This window comes from Thiothrix caldifontis (assembly GCF_900107695.1).
GTDB lineage: Bacteria > Pseudomonadota > Gammaproteobacteria > Thiotrichales > Thiotrichaceae > Thiothrix > Thiothrix caldifontis.
Genome location: NZ_FNQP01000002.1, coordinates 121341 through 145510, shown reverse-complemented (window position 1 = coordinate 145510; position 24170 = coordinate 121341). Strand labels below are relative to the sequence as shown.

Annotated in this window: 8 protein-coding genes; 3 read left to right on the top strand and 5 right to left on the bottom strand. The window is 53.1% G+C overall.

Features of this window, described 5'->3' with window-relative positions; genetic code table 11:
• Positions 1–76 precede the first annotated feature (76 nt).
• Genes BLV87_RS02015 through BLV87_RS02005 form a run of 3 tightly spaced genes read left to right on the top strand, consistent with a single transcriptional unit; the run spans position 77 to position 17767 of the window.
• Positions 77–6229 carry a carboxypeptidase regulatory-like domain-containing protein gene (locus BLV87_RS02015; protein ID WP_093064872.1) on the top strand — a complete coding sequence of 2051 codons (6153 nt, stop codon included), beginning with the start codon at positions 77–79 and terminating at the stop codon, positions 6227–6229.
• Positions 6201–8825 carry a DUF11 domain-containing protein gene (locus BLV87_RS02010; protein WP_175517811.1) on the top strand — a complete coding sequence of 875 codons (2625 nt, stop codon included), beginning with the start codon at positions 6201–6203 and terminating at the stop codon, positions 8823–8825. The genes BLV87_RS02015 and BLV87_RS02010 overlap by 29 nt, the downstream gene beginning before the upstream one ends.
• Before the next feature lie 41 nt (positions 8826–8866).
• Entirely contained in the window at positions 8867–17767 is an 8901-nt protein-coding gene (locus tag BLV87_RS02005) for a CshA/CshB family fibrillar adhesin-related protein (protein WP_175517810.1), read from the top strand.
• Positions 17768–17800: 33 nt separating this feature from the next.
• Here BLV87_RS02005 and BLV87_RS02000 read toward each other — a convergent pair whose 3' ends face one another.
• The 5 genes from BLV87_RS02000 to BLV87_RS01980 all read right to left on the bottom strand — a co-directional run bounded on the left by BLV87_RS02000 (position 17801) and on the right by BLV87_RS01980 (position 23420).
• Positions 17801–18277 (bottom strand): FKBP-type peptidyl-prolyl cis-trans isomerase, encoded by a 477-nt coding sequence (locus BLV87_RS02000; protein WP_245706878.1) that lies wholly within the window; start codon positions 18275–18277, stop codon positions 17801–17803.
• A gap of 79 nt (positions 18278–18356) precedes the next feature.
• Positions 18357–19256: a CoB--CoM heterodisulfide reductase iron-sulfur subunit B family protein gene (locus BLV87_RS01995; protein ID WP_093064866.1), complete on the bottom strand. Its 900-nt coding sequence runs from the start codon at positions 19254–19256 to the stop codon at positions 18357–18359.
• A 16-nt stretch (positions 19257–19272) separates the two neighbouring features.
• Entirely contained in the window at positions 19273–19908 is a 636-nt protein-coding gene (locus tag BLV87_RS01990) for a 4Fe-4S dicluster domain-containing protein (protein WP_093064864.1), read from the bottom strand.
• Between the two features lie 13 nt (positions 19909–19921).
• Complete coding sequence (locus BLV87_RS01985; RefSeq protein WP_093064862.1) at positions 19922–22138, bottom strand: hydrogenase iron-sulfur subunit; 2217 nt, start codon at positions 22136–22138, stop codon at positions 19922–19924.
• Between the two features lies 1 nt (position 22139).
• Complete coding sequence (locus tag BLV87_RS01980; RefSeq protein ID WP_093064860.1) at positions 22140–23420, bottom strand: CoB--CoM heterodisulfide reductase iron-sulfur subunit A family protein; 1281 nt, start codon at positions 23418–23420, stop codon at positions 22140–22142.
• Positions 23421–24170: the final 750 nt, after the last annotated feature.

Sequence of the window (24170 nt, the reverse complement as noted above, 5' to 3'; positions counted from 1 at the left end):
AAATGCAGGGATAGCAGTTAGCCGATATGACAAAAAGCCCATAACAAAATTCATAATAAAAATCAGAGAGGCTTCCATGTCACGCATTGTTAGCATTTTTTTGTTCCTGATACTGAGTAGTGTACTCGGCTTGCCAGTGCAAGCGGCTACCTCGCAGGGAACTCGTATCATCAACCAGGCCGAAGCCTCCTATTTCGATACTGAAACAGGCAAGGTGATTAATCTACTGTCCAATTACGCGACACTGGTCGTGGGGCGTTACCTTGCACACGAGCAAACCGAGGAAACCACGCAACCTGCGGTGGGCGGGCAACCGGTTTATTTCCCGCATACCATTGTGAATACCGGTAACGTTGCCGACAAGTACAATTTATTGGTTGAAAATCTATCCGGTGACAATGGTGATCTGGGCGATTTACGCATTTTTTTAGACCAAAATGGCGATGGTCAGGTGAATCTGGGCGAGCCTGAGATCAGCCTGACAGAATTACTGCAACCCGGTCAATCCATTCGGGTAGTGATTGTGGGTACTGTATCCACGAATGCTGCGGTCGGGGATCAATACGCCGTCAAACTTTCTTCCATCTCGAATATTGATACCGCTGTCAAAAAAGAAGGGGTTGATAATGTGACCATCACTTCCGGTGCGCTGATTCGTATTAGCCATAAAACGGATGTAGATTGTGTTATCCCGTTGGATAAAGGTAAGAAAGTTTCTCATGAAATTGGTTTTACCAATATCGGTAACGAACCACCCAGCGAGCGCAGTATCACCGTCAACGGTATTGCCATGAGTGGTGTGCTGTTTGAAACCAGCCTCTCTTCCTACGTCAATCTGGCACAAGGCAGCGAGTTTTTTGCAGTACCGGTGCAAGCGATGCCCGTGCTGGCGTTACCGGGTGGCGCATGGATTAGTCATGATCAGTGGGATGGCAGCAGTAAAGTCGAGAAAGTCGGGATACTCCTGCCTGCGAGCGCCCTGAAGCCTAACCAAAGTGGCAAGTTTGGCTTTACCCTGCAAGTGATTAAGCAGCCAGAACAGCAAACGACGGTGCAAATCCAAACGGTATTGGATGCCAATGGTGATGGCACACCGGATTTTCAAAGTGCGAACAACTGTAATACCTTAATTCCCGATGATGAAACACTGCCAAATTTGCCGGGAAGGATTAGCGGGATGGTATTTGATTCTGCCAATCTGGAACGTATCCCTGATGCGGAAGTGCTGTTAGTGGATGCGACTACCAACGCTACCGTGGCGAGTACCCGCACTGACGCCAATGGACGTTACACGTTCACCGCTATTGCCGCAGGCAAGTATTACCTGAAGGTCAATCCGCCCGTTACTTACGTCATGCCTTCGGTTAATCCACCCGGTAACTTCCCCGGGCGCAATGTGGTTAACCCTTCTTATGGTTTGAACGGTTATGCCGCAACGCCTACCGAGAGTACGGGTTCAGCCGGTATTTTTATTCTGGATACCCGCGAAAACGCTGGCATGAATATCGACATCCCCTTGGACCAGAAGGGCATTACCGGGCAGCTTGCTATTGAAAAAACGGTATCCAAAACCACCGCAGCGATTGGGGACTTGTTGTCCTACACCATCAAGGTGCGCAATTTGTCTGAACAGGATTTGTATGCCGCGTACATCAAAGACCAGCTTCCTTATGGTTTCAAATACCTTAGCGGTACGACCAAACTCAATGGTGAAGTGGCACAGGATCCGAGCCTGACGCTGGAGAGCGCCCCCAAGGGTACGGCGCTGGCTTTCCGTTTGGGGCAATTCCCGGCAAAGGCTGAATGGACACTCACTTACATCACCCAAGTCACCGCTTTGGGGGTGAGTAGTGAGGGCATTAATACCGCTTTCAGCACGGGTAGCACCCTGACGGGTCTACCCATCCAGTCTCCACTGGTCAAAGCCCAGGTCAGCATCAAACAGGAAGGGGTATTGTCTGACCGTGCCATTCTGTTCGGGCGGATTGCGGTGGAAGCAGGCTGTAAAATCGGTGATGCCAAGCAAGCACTTGACCAACAACGTCAGGCCAGTGGTTGGCCATTAGCGGATGTGCGCCTGTACATGGAAGACGGAACGTATGTGGTCACTGACCCTGATGGGCAATTCAGCCTGTATGGGCTAAAACCCGGTTTGCATGTTCTCAAGGTTGACCCGCACACCTTGCCGGAAGGTGTGGTGTTGAAAGTGGTTGATCACGCCCAGGCCGGTGACCCGGACAGCCGTTTCGTTGACCTGATGCCGGGGGAATTCCAGCGGGCGGATTTCACCGCACAATGCCCGGAAGCTAAACCTAAAACGGTAGAAAAATGCACGGAGCAGCCGGTAGCAGGTGTGGCTCGTGAATGGACAACCCGTACCCTTCCCAATGTCATTCCGCCGCTGCATTTTGATTCAGGTAAAGCCCATATCCCACCGGAATACCTGGAAAAGCTGCGCCAGCTACTGGTGCTGAGCAAAGATAAACACAATGCACGTTTTGGTTTCGTCGGGCATACCGATAACCAGCGTCTGAAACCGGAAACCAAGGCTAAATTCAAGGATAATCCGGGGCTGTCTCAGGCACGCGCTCACGAAGCTGCTGAATACGTGTTGAAAAACCTCGGTGTGCAAACGGAAATCAGCGTGGATGGCAAAGGTGAAAGCCAGCCCGTCGCCAGCAATGACACCCCAGAGGGTATGGCGAAAAATCGCCGGGTTGAAATCAACCTGATTTACGAAGAACCGGTAGAAAAACACGCTCAAGCCTCGACAAAAACTGTCTGCGCCAGTGAGATTGCAGCAGAGCAGAATGCCGTTGCCGAACGCATTATTGCGCGTAGCCGCAGCAGTGAGCAGGGTTGGCACAATGAAATTGACAATCTCGACCCCAGCAATGTCAACAGTCTGCGTCATCTGGCAAACCAGGCGGAAGCTGCGCAAAACGGTGATATTTCCAACGGTCTGATGGAGGCTTACCAGCGTAAGGCCAAGGAGCACCAACAATCCTTCGCGGCAAGCAAGGCTGAGGAAGCCGAGCAAGCCGCCGAAGCGGCAGTACCGGTTCCCAAAGAAGTGGTGCGTGCCATTACCCATGCACAAGCCAAGTCGGGTACCTGGCTGTGGCCACTGGGTGATACCAGTATTGACGGGCGTTTTATGCTGGTCACACCCGCCGACATCACCCCCACTTTGTACATTAATGGTAAAGCGGTAGACGCCAGCCATTTGGGCGAACAAATCGTCAACAAGAAAGAGCAAGCGCAAGTCATGGCCTGGTACGGCGTGGAACTGGATGAAGGTGAAAACCAGGTCAAAATCGCGGTCAAGGATAACTTCGGTAACGAGCGCACCATTGCCGAAAAGACTTTCAAACGCCCTTCAGCAGGTGTCGCAGTGAAAATGACGGTGGAAAACACCCTCACGGCTGACCGGGGGCGCTCTGCCGTACCCGTAAAAATCCAGATTGTGGACAAGAACGGCTACCCCGCCAAGGGTACGTATTTCCTCACCCTGGAAAGCAGTGAGGGTGAATGGCTGGAAGCCGACATTCAGGACAAGGTTCCGGGTCATCAGGTAAAAGTCACCAATGGCGAACGCATTGTCCACCTGCGCAGTGGTAGCCAGACCGGGCAAGTCAAGTTGCGGGCATCTACCGGCACCTTGCAAAGCGAAGTGGATGTGGCACAAGTGGCTGAAATGCGCCCGTTGGTGGCGGTCGGTTTGCTCGACATCCGCGCTCACCAAGGGTATGGCAAGGGGGGCTATGACAGTGTAGTGCTGCAACAAGTGGCAGAGAGTGACGGGGTGGAAGTCGATGGGCGTGCTGCCTTGTTCATGAAAGGGCGCGTCAAGGGCGACATGCACCTGACCCTTTCTTACGACAACCAGAAAGACGCGGATGCCGAATTGCTGCGTGACATTGACCCGGAAGCCTATTATCAGGTGTACGGCGATTCTTCCATCCGGGGTTATGAAGCACAAAGCCGTAGCCCACTGTACGCCAAGCTGGAAAAAGACCGCCACAGTGTCATGTGGGGCGATTATGTCACCGACAATAACAGTTCCCCCGCCGATATTGCGAAAATACAGCGGACGCTGACCGGTGCCAATGCGGTGTATGACGATGGCAAAACCCGTGTGCAAGCGTTTGCGGCGAGCCAGGACAACCCGCGTGCTTCCGAAGAATTACCGGGCAATGGCACGGCACTGTTCCATAAACTGCAAGGTGTACCGGTGGTGCGCAATTCCGAAATCGTCGAAATTATCACCCGTGACCGTGCCAACTCAGGTTTGCTGGTGAAGGTGGAAAAGCTGGAACGTTTCCGCGATTACTCCATTGACGAAGTGACGGGGAATATCACGTTCCATCGCGTCATTCCGTCACTGGATGAGAATCTCAATCCGGTATCGGTACGCATTTCCTATGACAAGGAAGTGGCAACCGAAGATTATCTGGTGGCAGGTATCCGTGCTGACCACAAAGTGACGGACGCACTGAGTGTTGGCGTCAGCCACACCCGTGATGAACATAGCACCGACGGCTACCAGGTCAGCGGGGTACATGCAGAGTACAAAGACCAGCAGACGACCGTGCAAGCCGGTATTGCCCAGATGGAACACAACGACAGCGACCCGGAAGGCAAGGCCGTGCGGGTACAGGCGACGCACCAATGGGACGCGGGCAGCCGTACTGAACTGGTCGCGGCGCAAGCCGATGCGGGTTTCACCAACAGTAGCAGCGGCGTACAGGCAGACCGGCGTGAAATCAAGCTGACCCACGAGCAGAAGGTCAGTAAAGATACCACCGCAAAAGTGGAGCTGGTGGATAGCCAAGCCCTCAGTACCGACGCCAGCCGCCGTTCCGCCGAACTCAGTGCTACTACCAAAGTGGATGACTGGAAGCTGAAAGCTGGTACTCGCCGGATTGAACAAACGGATGGCATCAGCACTGATACCGTCAATACCTTGCTGGTCGGTGCAGAACGCCCGGTCGAGATCCTTGGCAAAAAGGGCAGTATCAAAGCCGAACACGAACGTGAAATCGGTGATGGCGCACGCCAGCGTACCGCTGTTGGTGCTGATATGCAGGTGGGTGACAAGACCAAAGCCTACATCCGCATGGAAAATGCGGATCGCTTGGCAGGTGGTACGCTGGCAGGCACGGTGGATACCCAGAATACCCTGGTCGCCGGGGTGAAAACCGAAGTCTTGCCATCGACCGAGCTGTATTCCGAATACCGCATCGAAGGTGACATTAACGGTGAAGATGTAGTCACTGCCAATGGTGCGAAAGCCAACCTGGAGGTTGAAGATAACCTGACCGTGACCCCCACGGTCGAGTTCCTCAACTATCAGGAAGGCTCAACCAAGGAAGACAGCATTGCCGCGTCGGTAGCGATTCAGGACACCCGTGACAAGGCCGCTAAAAAGTTACTGCGGGTGGAAACCCGGCAAAGCGATAACGAAACCTACTACGGTGCGAATGGTGCCTACGTGACCCGTGCGGGCGAAGACCTGACCGTGATGGTGGGTGACGAAGTGCGCTATCAGAAAAACAAAACCACGGGCGAGGATCAGCTCAATAACACCCTGACACTGGCAGCCGCACACCGCCCCAAAGACGGTGGCCCTTATAACGCCCTGTATGCTTATAAATGGAAAAAGGATGATGCCAAGGATGAGGATACTCACCTCTTGTCCACCCATCAGCATTATCGCCTGAATGATGAGACTGACGTATCTGGGCATGTAGGAGCCAAGTTCCAGCAGTTACAGGCAGGGTCAAGCAGCCGTGATTCAGAAGCACTGTTAGCCGCAGCCCATGTACAGACAGACATTTCCGAACGTGTCGGGCTGAATGGGCAGGTCGGTTTGTTAGGCAGTGGTGATACGACCCGCTATACCGCAGGGGCTGGGGTACACGTCAATCTGGTTGAAAACCTGCGCCTGGGGGCTGGGTATAACCTTGCAGGGTTTGATGATAATGACCTTGATCCACAAGGGCGCTATGCCAACGGGGCGTATCTCGGCCTGCAAATGAAAGCGGATGAAGCCTTATTCAGTTGGCTGCAAGATGACAAGGATAAAAATTGTAAACCCCTCACGATGGTGGAACGTGAGCAACTGTACAGTGAGAATAAACCGCTGCCTGAAGGCTGTGATGACAATAATAATAACAACACTAACAAGGGTTCTGAGCATGAAACAGCAGCATCCGGCAAGCCTTAATGCCGTTCTCCTTAGCCTGTGGCTGGTATTGTTGTCGCCGTCCCTGTCCTGGGCGTTGACAGCCGCCGATACAGTGATCCGCAATCAAGCGAGTGCCACCTTCAAGGATGAGACTGGCACCGTCTACAGCGTGACTTCCAATATGGTGGAAACGCTGGTGCAGCCGGTTGCGGGTCTTGAATTGACCCAGTCGCAAAGCAAGCTTGGCAGTGCCGGTGGCACGGTGGAGTTCCCGCATGTGCTGACCAACACGGGTAACAACACGGACACTTACACCTTAAGCGCCGCGCAAGTGACGGGTGATGATTTTGATTTCAGCACGGTTAGTTTCTATGCCGATGCCAATCAGGACGGGCAAGCCGATGACCTTGCCAGCCCGATTAGCGATACCCCGGTATTGAAAGCGGGTGAGAGTTTTGCGTTTGTGGCGATTGCCACGCTGCCGGGCAGTGTGGCTAACAGCAATGCCGGTGAATTCAGTCTGACGGGCAGTAGCCATTTCACCCCGACCACACAGGCCAGCAATCAGGATACGGTGGTCGTGACGGATCAGGCCATTATGGATGTGACCAAAGCCCTTAGCGCCCATGCCGGTATCGCGGGCAGTGGCACCTACACCGTTACCTTGCGTTACCATAACCGGAGTCTTGTGCCAGCCAGCAATGTGGTATTGATAGATGCGTTGCCAGCGGGAATGGAATACGTTGCCAATAGTGCGCGTTGGAGTGAAAGCGGTGCGACCGTATTGACGGATGCTAACCCGACCGATGCGCAAGGTTCGTTGCAGACTATCCGTTATTGCGCGTATGACAGCAGTTGTGTCGGTATTCCTGAAGCACAAAAGGATGCCGATACGGATACCCGTAATCAGGTGACGGCTATCCTGACAGACGTTGTGCCGGATTCACGCGGGGAAGTGCGTTTTGAAGTCCGCATTGCCAACGGTTTGCCGGTATCAACCCTGATTAATACCGCAGAATACGAATTCCACGATGGTACGAATACCTCAGACCGTTACCTGAGTAACGCCGTCCGCTTTGATGTGACCCAAACCGTTGGGGTAGTGGCGAACGGTAGTGCCAGTAGCAATGTGGATGGCACGCTGGAGCCAGTGGCAGGCAGCATGACTGGCAGCACGGCGGTGTTCCACGATTTCATCTGGAATACCGGCAATGGTGCGGACAGTTTCGACCTCGCACTGAGTGGCAGCAGTTTCCCGGCGGGGACAGTCTTCCAGTTGTTCCATGCGGACGGGTTTACGCCGCTGCTGGATACTAACGGGAATGGCATTCCTGATACCGGTGAACGCGCCACTGGTACAGTGTATGAGGTGGTGGTGAAAGCGTTTCTGCCCGTGGGGGCGAGTGGGGCTAACCTTGAGGTGACGTTGTTGGCAACGTCTTTCAAGGATAATGCCAAAGCCAACCCGGTGGTTAACCAACTGACCATCTTGGCGAGCGCGGGTGGGGTCGACCTGACCAACCACGCCGCGTTGGGTATGGCGGGTGTCACGGGTGCGGGCGCTGGGCCAGAAGCCACCCCGGTTACCACCAACAGTGCGATGCCGGGTACTACCACGCGCTTTACCTTGTATGTGAACAATACCAGCAGTGCGGCGGACAATTTTGATCTGGGGGTCAGTACGGATCCGACGTTTGCCGCGATTAACCTGCCTGCGGGGTGGGTGGTGAACTTCAGCGATGACCAGGGCAATACCTTGGCTAATACGGGCAGCATGGCAGCGAATACTGGCAAGTTGGTGTATGCGGATGTGAGTATTCCGGCGGATGCGGGGGTAATGTCGGCTGCGTTGTATTTCCGCGTGGTGTCGCCAGTCACAGGGGCAAGCGACATCAAGCTGGATGCGGTGATGGTGGGTGAAGTGACCGATGTGGTGCTGTTCCCTGATAATGAGGGGCAAGTATTGCCGGGCGGGATTATTGTGTATTCGCATTGGGTGGTGAACCAGGGCAATCAGGCACAGGCTAACATTACCTTTAGCCATACCGATGGCAGTGCCGGTTGGCAAACCGTCTTGTATGAGGATACTGACGCTAATGGGGTATTAAGTGGTGGTGATGTACGCTTATCCACATTGGCAAATCTGGCGGTGGGCGAGACCCGGCTGATTTTTGCCAAGGTACATGCAGCAGCGACCTTGCCGATGGGGGCAATGAATGTCAGCACGCTTACCGCAAGCTGGAACGGCGGGGCAGATAGCACTTCCGCCACTGATACCACGACCACTAACCGTTCTGACGTGGCGATTCGCAAGGAACAGGCAACGGATACCAATTGCGATGGCACACCCGATACGGCGTTCAGCTTCAGTGGCTTTGCGGTGGAACCGGGGCAATGTGCGATTTACCGTCTGACCGCGACCAATACCGGGGCGGAAAGTATCCGCAATGTGCGCATTCAGGATGCTACACCGGCGTATACCGCATTCATCACGGCAGGTGGTTTGCCACAGTTGAGCCAAGGGGCGTTAGTTGCACCCATCAGCAACGGCGGGCGTGGGGCAATTATCGGTGCGATGGGGACGCTGAATGCGGGGTATAGCGCGACGCTGACCTTCGGGATTCGGGTTGAATAAATAATTAAAAATAACAAATCATAATGATCTCAGGGGGATTTGTGTTGCAACGTCTCTTTCTTCAGCTAAAAACAGGCTTGTCTGCTGTCAGGCTTATGGTGTTGGTTACTCTGTTGGGGCTTGTCATACCTGCGGGTGCGGCACAGGTCAATGTATTGAATTCTACCAGTGTCACTGCTAGTGGTGCGGGTGTTACTGGTATGCCATCCGTCAGTTCATTCAATATCCCCGCGGGTAAAAATCGGATTTTATTCATCTTTGCTGCATTCGAGCGTGATCACTGCGACCAAGCGGGTGATGTTTGTAACTTGACCAATGGCGGTATTGGTTTGAGTGATAATTTCCCGCGAGTGGCTGCTGCCAATCAGCAGATTACTGCCCGTGTGATCGGTAGTGCTGGCAGCATAGATAAGAAAAATGCTTTGACGGTTGGTGGAATACCCAGCGGTGACCTGCGTTTTAGTTGGATGGAAGGTAGCCTGCTGAATTCTTCTGGCGTCGCCATCCCAAACTCCACACTCTTCAATGCAGATAGCTACCACATTGCACTTTATGAAAATGAAATCAATGCGCTCTTGGGGGGGGCATCCTCAGGTAATGTATCCATTTCACTCCCTGATGTACCAAATCCGAAAAATGCAGGTGATGACGCCCTGCTGATGGCATTTGTCTTCAGCAATGCTGATCAGGGGGATTCAGGCATTGTCCGCTCCGCAGTTCCACAAGCTAATGGAAATGGGGTGGGTTTAGCTGGTAATTTTACTTTGAGTGGTTCGTTTGATGCAGGACAAGCGCCTAACGATGCGAATGACGGACTATTAGTTGTTGGTGTTTCCTCTTTAGGGCAGCCGGTCAGTGCTGGAGGATTTCTGACTATGAGTGGCTATGCTCAGGTTCAATCAGCGGTTACAAACAACTCAGGAGGCCGGTACGACAATGAAGAACCTACTTGGGTGACAACAGAACCGGATGGCATGAGTGCATCGGCACAATTTCGTAATGGTATAGCCAGTAGTTATACCATTCAGTCAGCAGGTGCAAGTTCGTTAAAACCGTGGGGTGGTTGGGCACCAGCGTTTACAGTTTCTTCCGATAACGCCGACGCTTCTGATGCGCCTGCTTCTTATGGTACGCCTACTCATACCATTAGTGGTGTCCGTTTAGGCGCAAGCGTCGATGCTGATGCGGTCATCCTTGCCAGCAGTGATGCTTTGGGGGATGACAGTAACGGCACTGATGACGAAAATGGTGTAACCATGCCTGCTTCTCTGACGGCAGGTCAGACAACTTCTGTTCCGGTAAATATACAGTCTGCCAGCGGACGTTTGAGTGCTTGGTTTGACTGGAATCAGGATGGCGATTTTCTGGATGCGGGTGAGCAGGTTGCCAATGACCTGTCGGTTGCAGTTGGTACGACCAATCTGAGTGTCAGTGTGCCTGCCAACGCTGCGGGGGGAACGACCTTTGCACGTTTTCGGGTATGTGGTGCAACAGGGCAGTGCAACACACCGACGAGTGTTGCTACAACGGGCGAGGTTGAAGATTATACCGCTACTGTTTCAGCCCCTGCCGACTATGGTGATGCTCCTATTGGCTACGGTGCGCCATCCCATACCGTTGTTGCTGGGATTCGCCTTGGTGCGGTAGCCCCTGATACGGAAGCCGTGCCTCAATATTCGGTCAATGCGACGGGTGATGACCTCAACGGCACGGACGATGAGGATGGCGTAACGTTTTCAAGCCTGATACAAGGGCAAAATGCCACGATTGCTGTCAATGTTACGCAAGCCAGTGCTAACAGCGGCTACCTGCAAGGCTGGATTGACTGGAACGGTGACGGTGATTTTGCCGACAGTGGCGAGCAGGTAGCTACTAACCTGCAATATGGTGCAGGTACAACCGGTATTATCAATATTCCGGTTACAGTGCCTGCTAATGCGACTACAAACCAAACGTATGCACGTTTTCGCTGGTCAACAACGCAAGGGCTGAACAGTACGGTATTGGCTTCTGACGGTGAGGTAGAAGATTATGCCCTCACGGTTGCTGCGCCAGTCATTGTGAATTGCCCGACGGAGGCTGCCGGGTCTGGCTCCGGTTATGCTACCAGTGGTACGGGTTTATACAAAAATGACATTTTCTGGCTGGATTGGTCGTGCGGTGCTGTGACCCAGTTCAACCCCGGCGATACCATCAATAAAAGCTGGACATTGGCAAACGGCCTGCAAATCAATGCCCAAATCAACACCATTACCGCTGCCATTGCGCCCTACAATACCGGCAACTGGGGGGGCGATACATTGGATGATTTGTATAGCGGTGTGAATCCGATTGGTTTGACCAATGTTACGGATAGCCAAGATCCTACTTATACCGTTTCATTTTCAGCCAGTTTGAATGGCGTCAGCATTCCGGCAGACATTGTGACGGCTGAAGCTGAAGACTCCGGGCATTCTAACGAGTCCGCGACCTGGATAACCGACGGTTCGGCATGGCAACCGATTGAAGCATTCGGTGCACTCAGCGCCCAGTTTACCAACGCCGGTAAAACGTTGTTCATGAACAATGATCCTGACGCAGGTGGCGGTACGTTATTGGCATTCTCGCGGGATGTTTCCAACATTGCGGTTGATATGAAAGCAGGCGGCAAGGAAGCCTTGGCCTTTGGCATATTCTCCAGCTTTGACTATGGTGATATTAAGGCAGGCTACCCGGCAAGTCAGGGGCATTACATGCGCAAACTGGCTTCCGGTGGTTCCACGCCATCAGCATTAACGCCTGTCAGTGGTCTGACAATGGCTACCCTGAGCAACAGCACAACTTTCTATCTTGGGGCAACCCAACCGGATGCGGAAACAGCCGATCAAAACTCTGTCGCAGCCGATGCCGATGGTGCGGAAGAGGATGGTGTCACTATTCCAACGCTCACCCAAGGGCAAACCGCCACCATTACCGCTACCGTGGCAGGTGCTGGCGGCTACTTGCAAGGCTGGATTGATTGGAATGGTGACGGTGACTTTGCCGATGCCGGTGAACAGGTGGCAACCAATATTCAGGACAACCTGGTGGGTGATACCAACAATACGGCTGGTACCATTGCCTTCAATGTGGCGGTTCCGGCTGGTGCAACCAGTAACCAGACGTATGCCCGTTTTCGTTGGTCGAGTACGATGAGCATGGATGCCACCACGGTGGCGGCTGATGGTGAGGTGGAAGATTACGCGCTAACAATCGTTGCCACCGCGAACATTTCCGGCACGCTGTATCGGGATGGTGATTTCGATGCTGTTTTCGATGCCGGAGAAACAACCCTGCCAACCAATATCAGTGTGTTGTTGTTCAATGATGCCAACAATGACAATGTGCCTGATTCAGGCGAAGTGGTGGCGACAGCACAGACCGACGCAGCCGGACTCTTTACTTTCAACAATCTACTTGCCGGTACTTACAAAATCCGGGTTGATACCACGGATGCGGATATTCCACCGGGGTATGTCTGGTTTTCCAAAGATAGCTATGTCAAAACCGTGACAGCAACGGCAGGGGTAACGCTTACCGATCAGAACTTCGCCTTTGTTACACCGGACAATATTGCGGCAACGGGGCGTACTTGTCAGGCAGAGGGTGGCACACTTGGAACCAACCTGTTCACGCTGGGTAATTTCGGTACGGTATCGTCCAATACGCCCGGAACGAGCCTAGGGGCTGGCATTGCACAGGTTCCGGCGGGTTTTACTTACCATGACTTCAATGGTGCTGCATGGCAACCGGACAACGGGCTTTACACCATCGTCAACAAGGCGGTACGCGAATACGGTGTCGGCGGCGGGGCTTCCGGTGTCAATGCAGTACCCGCATGGCATGGTATCGGTGACCGTTCCATGCAAAGCAATGGCGGCGTAATGATCGTCAACGCATCCATTAGCCCAGACGTGTTCTATCAGGAAACACTCGCGGTCACCCCGGATACCAACTACGGTTTCAGTTCTTGGGCAATGAACCTGATAACGCCAGCGTTTGACACCAGTGGTACAAATATAAAACCCAACATCATTTTTGAGGCAAAACGCACGGGTATAGACGCCGACTTTGTACCAATTATAGCCAGTGGGAATATCGCCCCGACAGAACGCCCGACCTGGAATGAATACGGTGGCATGATTAACTCGGGGGCGGCGACACAAATTACCTTCCGCATTCGCAACAATATCAGTGGCGGGCAAGGTAACGACTTGGCACTCGATGATTTGGTGCTTGCACCCTGTACCATCCCTAGTGGGGCAGTCACGGGTACATTGTACCGCGACATGAATGGCAATCATGCGTACAACGCCGGAACGGATATAACCCTGCCAGCGAACATTGCGGTCAATCTAACCAACAGCAGTGATGCTATTGTTGCAACGGTCTACACGGATGCCAATGGGGCATATGCTTTCAACAATATTCCGGTAGATGTGAACTATAAGATCGCAGTCGATTTGGCTGACAGTGATATTCCGGCTGGTGCAACGCCGACAGCCAATCCTTCAGGAGCCAGCACGAGTGGGCAACAAACAGGCGTGACGATCACTGCCAATACCACCTTGCAGGATCAGAACTTCGGCTTTAGCCCGCAGCCGAGGGATTATGGCGATGCCCCGGCTGGTTATGGTGCGCCATTCCATACCCTTGTTGCCGGTATTTACCTTGGTACGGTAGTGCCTGATGATGAAGTCACCCCACAATATTCTGTCAATGCGGATGGTGATGATAGCAACGGCACGGATGATGAAGACGGCGTAACGTTTCCCACGTTGGTTCAAGGGCAAAGTGCCACCATCACTGCCACCGTGGCAGGTGCTGGTGGCTACCTGCAAGGCTGGATTGACTGGAATGGTGACGGTGACTTTGATACCAATGAAAAAATTGCACCGAATCTTCAAGACAACGGGGCAAGTGATCTGGATAGCACAACAGGTGTCATTCGGTTTGCAGTCAGTGTTCCAACCTATGCTACAACCAGCCAAACCTTCGCACGCTTCCGCTGGTCAACAACATCTGATCTGGATGCAACAACAGCCGCCAACGATGGCGAGGTGGAAGACTACCCATTAACGGTAGGGAGTGCCGTTGCCTCTGGCTCTAGTGCTTGCAGGGTTTCGACACACGGTGCTGCCAATGGCGCAAATTTTGTTTGGCCAGGCGGCAGCAATAGTACCGTTTCAGTCACAACCAATAACAGTTGGAGTGCTACAGCCGTCTCTGCTTCATTTTATGATGCACAGAACCTTACCCGTTCACTGTCAGGTTCACGCCGATGGGACAAGACAGGCGATATGAATTTGACGCTGAATTTTTCAACGCCAATTCCAGCCAAAGAAATCGTCCTTTATATCACTGATATAGGTCACAATGTTTCTGTGGCTTACGATCCCAGACTAACCCTCACCCTCAATGGCGGGGCAAGCCCGGCTGATTTCGTCATGAAACCATTGACCAGTGGAGAAGCTGCGTTGGCTTACATTGCGGCTACAGGCACAGTCATGAAGCAAACCTTATGGGGCACGAACCGTGAGCATGGGGTGCTGGTCGGTCAAGGCAGCAATCTGGTTTCACAGTTAACGCTGACCTCCAGCAATATCAGATCTGACGACTTTGTCGCTTACGCTGTTGGTGCGAATGTAGGGTGTGATTTCGGTGATGCACCGGATAACGCAGGCACAGGCCCTGCTACGGGTGATTACCAAACACTTCAGGCTTCCGGTGGCCCAGTACACTATATCAGTGACAGCTCGGTGGTTTACCTAGGGGCTGGAGCAACAACGGAACAAGATGCCTTGCAGAATGTGGATGCTACTGGTGATGCAGACGATGGCATTACTTTACCCACGTTGACACAAGGTCAGGCCACCACGATTACCGCGACAGTTAATGGTGCAAGTGCTTATCTGCAAGGCTGGCTCGACTGGAATGGTGATGGCGACTTTGCCGATGCCGGTGAACAGGTTGCCACCGACCTTCTGGATAATGGCGCAAGCGATACCGATGCAGCAGCGGGTATTATTGCCTTCAATGTCAACGTTCCGTCCAATACGACAACGGCGCAAACCTACGCCCGTTTCCGCTGGTCATCAACGTCAGGCTTGGGTGCAACGACGGCAGCTTCCGACGGTGAGGTGGAAGATTACGCGCTCACCGTCATTGCCAAAGGCACGCTCAGCGGCACGGTGTTCCGCGATGATGACCAGTCCAACCTTCAAAACGGGGCAGAACCCGGCATTGGCCTGATTACCGTGTCTTTGTACCGCGATAATGGCACGCCCGCCGATGTCACGGATGACACTTTGGTGACCACTGTGGAAACGGCTGCCAACGGCACGTATACCTTCCCCGACCTTGATCCCGGCACTTACCGGGTCAATGTGGATACTACAGATTCTGACCTGCCCGTGGGTGCGTTGATCGGTACTAGCCATCCCCGTACCGGTGTCACGGTGACTGCCGGTAACACCACGACCGTGGATTTCGGTTTCGATATATTCACCTGTACACCGGGCGGTGGCGGTGCAACCGATGCTGCCATCAGCCCTTATATCAGTAAAGAGGTATCCGGTACTGGCGTAGCTTCACGCAATGAAACCGATACGTTGGATGATACCTGGCGCAGTGCTGCCGGGTTGCCGACCTCCGGCAAGATTGTGCCTTGGCTGGGAACCACTGCCCGCAGTCTGGCGGCCTCAGAACCGGCGTTATTTTCTACCTATGGGGTGGCGGTGGATGTCACCCGTGTCAATATCCAGCCAGCGTCACCCTGCCTTGGCAGTGAGCATACATCGGGGGCTTCCCTGAGCACTGCTGCCACCATGCAGGATGTTGCTCCACGCCCTGCCAGCTTGTATGACACTGTAACCCAACCCGCTTTCTGGACGGATACCGGTGGTGACAACCAGACCCCCAATGCGGTGAGATTTACCTTTGCAACGCCGGTGAAAAGTTTCGGCGCATGGTTCGGCGATCTGGAAACCCGTACCGATGGTTATGCCCGCCCTGCCTGGCTGCGCTTACTGGATAGCAGCGGCAACCGGATCGGTGGTGATATTCCGGTTACACCCACTGACCTGCATAACGGCACGACAACCACCGCCGTGAACCAGAATCTGTGCGGCAGTACCACGCCCGGTACAGATACCGCCTGTGGCAACCAATCCAGCCGTTGGGTTGGTTTTGTGGATAGTGCCACCTCAGCCCGTATCAAGCATGTGGTGGTCATCGTCGGTGATGATGATTTCGGTGATGACGCGGGTACGGAACTACTCAGTTTTATCGGGATGGACATTGTTCAGGAAGACTTTGGCGACGCTCCTGCCAGCTACGGCGATGCCAGCCATTGGTTGGCAATGACACCCAAGGCGTATTTGGGGACGACTGCCCCTGACAAGGAAAACCAGAGCCAGAACACTGCCAACGGTGGGGCGGATGGCACGGGTGATGATACTGCCGGAAGCGATGATGAAGACGGCATTGCCAATTTCCCAGTACTGGCAAACGGTGCGCAAGACTACAGCCTCAACGTTACGGTCAACAACACCAGCGGCAGCCCGGCGCGACTGGTCGGCTGGCTCGACTTCAATCGCAATGGCGTATTCGATACCAGCGAGGCCGCAACGGTCAATGTTCCCACTGGCGCAAGCAACAAGATCGTAGCGTTGACCTGGAACAACCTGCCAGCCGATACCACACCGGGCAACAGTTACCTGCGCCTGCGTCTGACCACGGATAGCAGCATTGCCACCGGCACTGCCAGCACCAGCGTGCCAACCGGTACAGCTCAGGACGGTGAGGTGGAGGATTACGCCATCACCATTGGCGATAGCGGTTTTACCCTGTCGGGCAAGGTCTATAACGATACCAATGTCAACGGCATTAACGATGCAGCGGAGAAAGGTATCAAGGATGTGACCATTGTCTTGCAGGATACCGCCGCAGGCAGTTGCCGCAGCACCAAAACCGGGGCAGATGGCAGTTACCACTTCGACAACGTACAACCCGCTGCGGCGGACAATTATGTGTTGTACGAAGCCGCCAAGGAAAACCACCAGGCACCGACCGTTTGCCCGCCAGAGGTTAATGACCCGAATGGTTATGTTTCCACCACGGATAACACCCTGACCGTAACAGTCACAAATGCGGATGTAACGGATCAGGATTTCGGGGATGCCAAACTGCCGACGTTCACGCTGGAAAATACACAGGTGATTTTGCCGTACACCACGGTGGCTTACCCGCACATTTTCCAGGCCAAAACCGACGGTAGCGTCAGCTTCAGTTTGGCGGAAACGGCTAAACCCACAGGGTTGGAATGGGGTGTTAGCTTATTGCTCGACAACAACTGTGATGCGCAACTGGATAACGCTGATACGGTGATTACTGGCAGTATCAACGTGACCGCAGGTGACAAGTTGTGTCTGTTGGCAAAAGTGCTTGCCCCGGCGAATGCCACTTCCGGCGCAAGCCACACGCTCGACATCACCAGCAGCTTTGTGTTTGGTGACGGTAGTAGCGGACTTGCTGTAGTAGAACAAACCCGCACCGATATCACCAAAACCTCCTCCGGCACATCGTCTGAGCCAGTGGGTGGTGAAGGCAAACTGTCATTGCAAAAGTCTGTCTGGAATACCACGCGCGATATCGACGGCAGTGTAGCGTTGCCGGGTGAAACCCTGCGTTACACCATTGCCTACGAAAATATCGGTAATGGCGAACTGGACGAACTGGTGGTCAACGACACTGTTCCAGCGTTCACCCAGCTTGGTGGTGCAGGGCAGGGTTGCGGCACAACCCCGCCAGAACTGACGGCTTGCACGCCGACCCAAAACGGCACAGCATTGGATTGGTCGTTCACTGGCAAGCTCAAAGCAGGTTCCAGCGGTGAAGTGTTCTACGAAGTCGTGGTGGATTAAAAAAAGGGGGCTTTAAGCCCCCTTTTTGCTAAATCACTGAACGCCGAGCAGCTCAACGTCAAATACCAGTGTGGCGTTCGGTGGAATCACGCCGCCCGCGCCACGTGCCCCGTAGCCCATTTCAGGTGGGATAATCAGGGTGCGTTGCCCGCCGATTTTCATGCCGTGTACGCCTTCATCCCAGCCTTTGATCACTTGACCACCAGCCAGTGGGAATTGGAAAGGCTGCCCACGATCACGGGAGCTGTCAAATTTCTTGCCGTGTTTGTCAGCAGCGGCTTCGTCATACAACCAGCCGGTGTAATGCACAGAAACCATCTTGCCAGCGGTAGCTTCTGCGCCGTCGCCTACTTTTACATCCGTTTTAACTAAATCGACCATTTTAATATCCGTTGCTTGTGGGGAAGAAGTGCCAGTGGTACTCGTCGTGGCAGTTTTGTCCGAACATGCTGCCATAAAAACGCTGCCGGAGAGTGCCACAGCCAGCGTTAATAATGTGGTGGTTTTCATGTTTATCAATTCCTTGGCAAGAAAAAAGGGGCATTATGCCCCCTTTTCCCTAAACGTGCGATAAACGGTTAGTTATCGCTTATTTGTCAGCAATTTCACGCAGTTTCTTGGACTGGATGATATTGCCATTCAGTGCTGCATCCAATGCGGAACGCCCGAATGCCACGTCCATCAACTGGCTGTAGTACATGACCGGCATATCGAAATTGGTCTTGTAACGCGCATTGATGTCATCTTGGTAGATTTCAACGTTGGCTTGGCACAGTGGGCAAGGGGTCACAATCATGTTCGCGCCGCTGTCGTAAGCGGATTCGATGATGTCCTTGACCAATGCCTGACCTTTTTCGGGTTCGGAGAACATCAGCGCACCGCTACAGCAAGCGACTTTTTTGTCGTACTTGGTGAGGGCTTCCGCACCGAGGGTTTCGACCATCTTGTCCAGATACATCGGGTTCTCGAACGATTCACCGGCAATCCCGAACGGACGGTTGGTTTGGCAACCGACGTAACCGGCGATTTTCAGACCTTCCAGCGGCTTTTTAACCTTGGAACCCAGCACATCGTAGCCGATGTCTTCGATCAACACTTCCACCATGTGGCGGACTTTTTTGTTGCCCTTGTATTCCAGCTTCACCGATTGCAGCGCAATATTGGTTTCGGCTTTCAGGGTCGGGTTGTGGTTCAAGCGTTCCTGCACTTCGCGGGTATTCAGCCAGCAAGCCGCGCAAGTGGCTACCACGTCCTGATCCGGGTGATGCTTTTCGGACAAGGCCAAGTTACGCGCGGAAAGCGTCATACGTGGCAATTCGCCACCGCCAGCATAACCGATGGATGCGCCGCAGCAGTTCCAATCCGGGATTGGATTCAGCTTGATGTCCAGCTCTTCGCACAGGGTTTCCACCGACTTTTCCAGGTTGGAAGACGATGCTCCCTTCTGGGAAGAACAGCCGGGGTAGTAAGAATATTCATGCTTTGCCATTGTTACCTCATCCTCCTCATTTCGCGTCAGTGTTTGCGCCGACACGTGCTGCTTCCAGCTCTTCGGCTTTTTTCAGCATGGCGTGGAAGCCAGAAAGATCGCTAACGCCATGCCCACCGAGAATTTCCATCGGTGACATACGCTTGGCTTTCATCATGTTCATACCCAGTTTTTGCTTGCCCATCGACACTTTCACGCCTTCGGCGAAACCGTCTTTGAAGTACAAGCCCAGACCCAGTTTCAGCTCGTTGACACGACCTTTCTTGATCAGGTTGTCCCAGAACATTTGCCCGAATTTTTCCGTCGGCTGGTTCTTGGGTTTCATGCCCATGCGCTTACCGTAGTGCGCCAAGCCGTGCATGATGTGCGTAATCGGCAGACCACGCGGGCAACGTGCCACGCAGTTGTAGCACGAGGTACACATCCACATCGAGGTGGACGACAGCACTTCCTCACGCTTGTTGGCGCGGATCATCATGAATAGTTCTTGCGGCGGGTGATCCCAGTGCGGCCCCAGCGGGCACGAACCGGAACATACGCCACATTGCATACACATTTTGACCCAGTTGCCTTCCTCGACGTTATCCGTCACTTCTTTGAGGAAGTTGCCTTTGTATTTTTCAACCATCGCTTGATTGACAGCAGTAGTCATTCCAGCATCCTCCTTAGAACTTGAACGGGCTGAGGCCGACACGGTTAATCACTTCAACCATCTCATCCAGCAGTTTGGGTGCGCGGTCGATGTCGGTAATGGCGACTTCATGCACCGCGACGCGATCGGCTTCGAGGTTCATGGTAGACAGGGTGTCGCCGATTTTCGCCATCCTAACATGCGCCATTTCCGAGCCTTTGACAAAATGGCACTGATAATCTGCGCCTTTTTTGCAGCCCATCATCACCACGCCGTCGTAGCCGCTACCCAGTGCATCTTTGATCCAGATGGTGTTGGTCGAACCGAGGCAACGCACTGGAATCACGCGGATAAACGCGCTGGATTCGTTGCGTTTCATCGCTGCCATGTCGAGGGCGGGGTAGGCATCGTTTTCACACGCCAGTACTAAAATACGCGGCTTTTCTTGGAACTCATCTGGCACGTCGACAGCTTTCAATTGCGCCCCGACGGTTTCGATGGAATAGTTCTTGAAGGAAATAACCTGTACCGGGCAAGCACCCATGCACGTCCCGCAACGGCGGCAACGCGCTTCGTTGTATTTCGGGTAGCCTTTTTCGTCTTCGTCAATCGCACCGAACGGGCATTCCACCGTGCAGCGTTTGCACTGGGTACAACCTTCTTTACGGAATGACGGGAAGCTCAAGTCACCGGAACGTGGGTGGGCAGCGCGACCAATCGCGGAGTTTTCAATCGCTTGAATCGCTTTCATCACCGCGCCCATCGCGTCGGTTTGCGCTTGCGCGGCATCCATTGGGCGGCGTACCGGGCCTGCACTGTAGATACCCGTGCGGCGGGTTTCATACGGGAAGCAGATGAAATGCGAATCGGTGAAACCGTTCACCAATTGCGGCATATCCGGCCCTTGGCGGTAGTTCAGGTTGAGGATGGATTCGACGGAAACTTTCACTTCGCCGTTGGCATCCTTGTCCTTCATGGTGTCGATGTCAGTACCGGAGTTGGGTAACATACCCGTCGCCAATACCACCAGATCAGCACCCATCTGCGCGTCTTCGTCAAGGATCAAATCCTTGAAATTGACTTGCAGCTCATTGCCCTTCACGTCAACCGTGGAAACTTTGCCTTTGCGGAAAGTCACAAACTTGTCTTGCGCACTGCGGTAGAAGTTTTCGCCGCCTACACCCGGTGTACGGATGTCGTCAAACAATACGGTGGTTTCAATGTCAGGGTTACTGTCTTTGAAATACATCGCCTGCTTGATGCTGGTAGCGCAGCAATGACCCGAACAGTAGGACAAATGCCCTTCCTTGGTACTGCGTTGACCCGCGCATTGCACGAATACCACGTTTTCGACCACTTTGCCGTCAGCACGTTTGATTGGGCCATCGCCTGCGGCGCGAGCCAGTGCTTCCAGTTCCAGTTGGGTCACAACGTTCGGCGATTTGCCGTAGCTGAATTCTGGCAGGTTGTTAGCATCGTAAGGGGTGAAGCCGGTGGCTTGCACAATCGCGCCAAACTCAGCGTGCGTGCCTGCGCCTACGGTAGAGGCAATATCCACCTCGAAACGACCCGGTGCACCCGCTGTTTTGGCAATGGTAGAATTCAGGTAAACCGTGATTTTGTCATCCGCTTCCACCGCTGCAATTAACGCGGCAACGCCGGTATCTTGCGGGTTTTGGAACGGGGAATGTTCCGGCTGGCGTTGCTTGAGTTGCCCCATCACGCCGCCCAAACGGTCGGATTTTTCGATAATGCTGGCGTAGTAACCGGCTTTGGAGGCTTCGAGTGCCGCCGTCATGCCGGTAATGCCGCCGCCGACCACCATAATGTGGTTGTTTTTGCCTTGCTCACCGCTGGCATCGGCTTGTTGCATCGCTTTGACTTCGGCGCAACCCATGCGGATGTAGTCGGCTGCCATTTCCTGCGTGGTTTCGTCGTGTTCGCTGCCTTCAGGACGAATCCAGATGACACCTTCACGCAAGTTGACGCGCGCGGTTGGCACTGCCCCGAAGTTGAAACTTTCGGTTTTGGCACGGCGCGAACACGCCATAATGACCGCTTTGGTTACTTTGTCGTCGCCTTCCGCTGCCATGTCGGCTTTGATCATGTCCACGCCTGCCTGACTGCACAGGAAGTCGTGGGTCTTGCAGAAGCCAATCCGACCTTCGCGCACGGCTACTGATTCGAGGGATTTAGTGTCAAGACGGTCGCCAATGCCGCAACCCGTACACAGATAACCACCAATTTTCATCTTATGCTCCTGCTACCTGATTGACGACTTGCACCGCACGCAAGGCCGCAGCCGTGGCGTGTTGAACTGCGCGGTTTACGTCCAGCGCATCGGAGGCAACCCCAGCCGCAAAAATGCCGCCGTTGCTGTCGTCATGTTCGATGAAGCCTTCATCGTTGACCAGAATCTTGATCGGGAAACCTTTGAAATCCACGCTGGGTTCCATGCCGGTTGCCAATACCACGAGATCGTGTTGGTTGGCGTAACGGTGGTAGCCTTCGGTATTCACGCCGTGCAGGACAGGGTTGCCGGTCGCTTTGTCTTCCTCAATCTTGGCGACTTTGGACTTGATGAAGCTGACGTTCGGGTTGGCTTGCACGTTTTGGTAGAAATCGTCAAACCGGTCAATCGCCCGCATGTCGATGTAGTAAATCGTGGATTTGCCGTCGTCACCAAACTTTTCTTGCACGTAGTTGGTTTGCTTGAGGGAGGCCATGCAGCAAATGCGTGAGCAATGCGCCAGATGGTTTTTATCCCGCGAACCCGCGCACTGAATGAAGGCGATGTTTTTCGCTTCTTTACCGTCGGAAGGGCGCAGCAATTTGCCGTTGGTGGGGCCATGTGGATCCATCAAGCGTTCAAATTCGACGTTGGTAATGACGTTGGCAAAACGGTCGTAGCCGTAAGGCTGAATCTTGTTCGCGTCGTAAGGCTTCCAACCTGTCGCAAACACCACCGCACCGGCTTTCAGGTCGAGGGTTTCGACTTGCTGATCCAGCTCGATTGCGCCGTATTTGCAGGCAGCTTTGGCAGCGTCGGCTTCGGCAGTGCCAATGATGCGCTGGTCAATCACGTATTGCTGCGGGAATGCCATTGCGTTAGGCAGGTAAACGCTCTTGCGCTTGCCGAGGTTGTAGTTGAATTCGTCGTCAAATTCAGTCGTGGCAGCCTTGGCGCAGTCGCCGCAAGCGGTGCAATTGCTATTGACGTAACGCGGGGTAATGGTCACGGAAACCGTGTAATCGCCCTTTTCACCGCTGATGTTGGAAACTTCCGCCTGCGTAATCACCGTGAGATTTTTGTTCATCTTAATGCGGCGTTGATTGATTTCTTGACCGCAGGTCGGGTGACACATTTTAGGGAAGTATTTGTAAAGCTGGGAAACACGTCCCCCTAAGTAAGGGCGTTTTTCTAGCAAAATGACCTGCTTACCCGTTTCGGCTGCTTCGAGTGCAGTGGTCATGCCACTGATACCGCCGCCGACGACGATAATGGTCTGGTTGGTTGCAACGACATCCGTCATTGAGGCTCCTCCGTCAAAGACATTTTGGAATCCTGTGAGATGCACCGTTGTTTAGCCCAAGGTGTACGGATTGGACGGTGGTGCACTCCTAAAGTGGCAAGCAGCATACTATATTTTATGCGCCGGATTCTAGCGTGTACCCTGATAGGGATAGGTGCTTTTATTGATTTGCAAATCAAATAAATTTATTAATTAACGAAAGCGTGATAAATATCAATTATTCGTTATATTCCAATATTCTTACATGCCGAACTGCGAGTGCGTTGGAGGTAATGCAGATGGAAGTGCCGAATCGGGTGATTTTTGCGCTGTACGTGGATAATTAAGGTACTCCCCATTGTCCAGAACAAAATCTCAAGATATTGCATCTTATACGAAAGCTAATTGCGACGATGCAACGCAAGCTTTTGATAATTTATTTTTATGCATTATCAAAATAAATTGGCTAAAATTTACAAAGCTTATCATAGAAAATATTGAATAAAATTAAACTATGCTGAATAATATAAACATAAGCTATAGCAGCAAGAGGGTGGTCTATGAGTTACTGAGCAACTAAGTATTAATGGCAAGTGTGCTGCCTATTCGTGTGTGACCGTTTTGGAGTGGTGGGGTATTTTACGTATTGTCGGTAAAGCTCTTATTGATTAGGGCTGAGCACCTTATTGTTAGCGAATTTTAATTATCTGATTATTGTTTTGTTTTGTTTTGTTTTGTTTTGTTTTGTTTTGTTTTGTTTTGTTTTGTTTT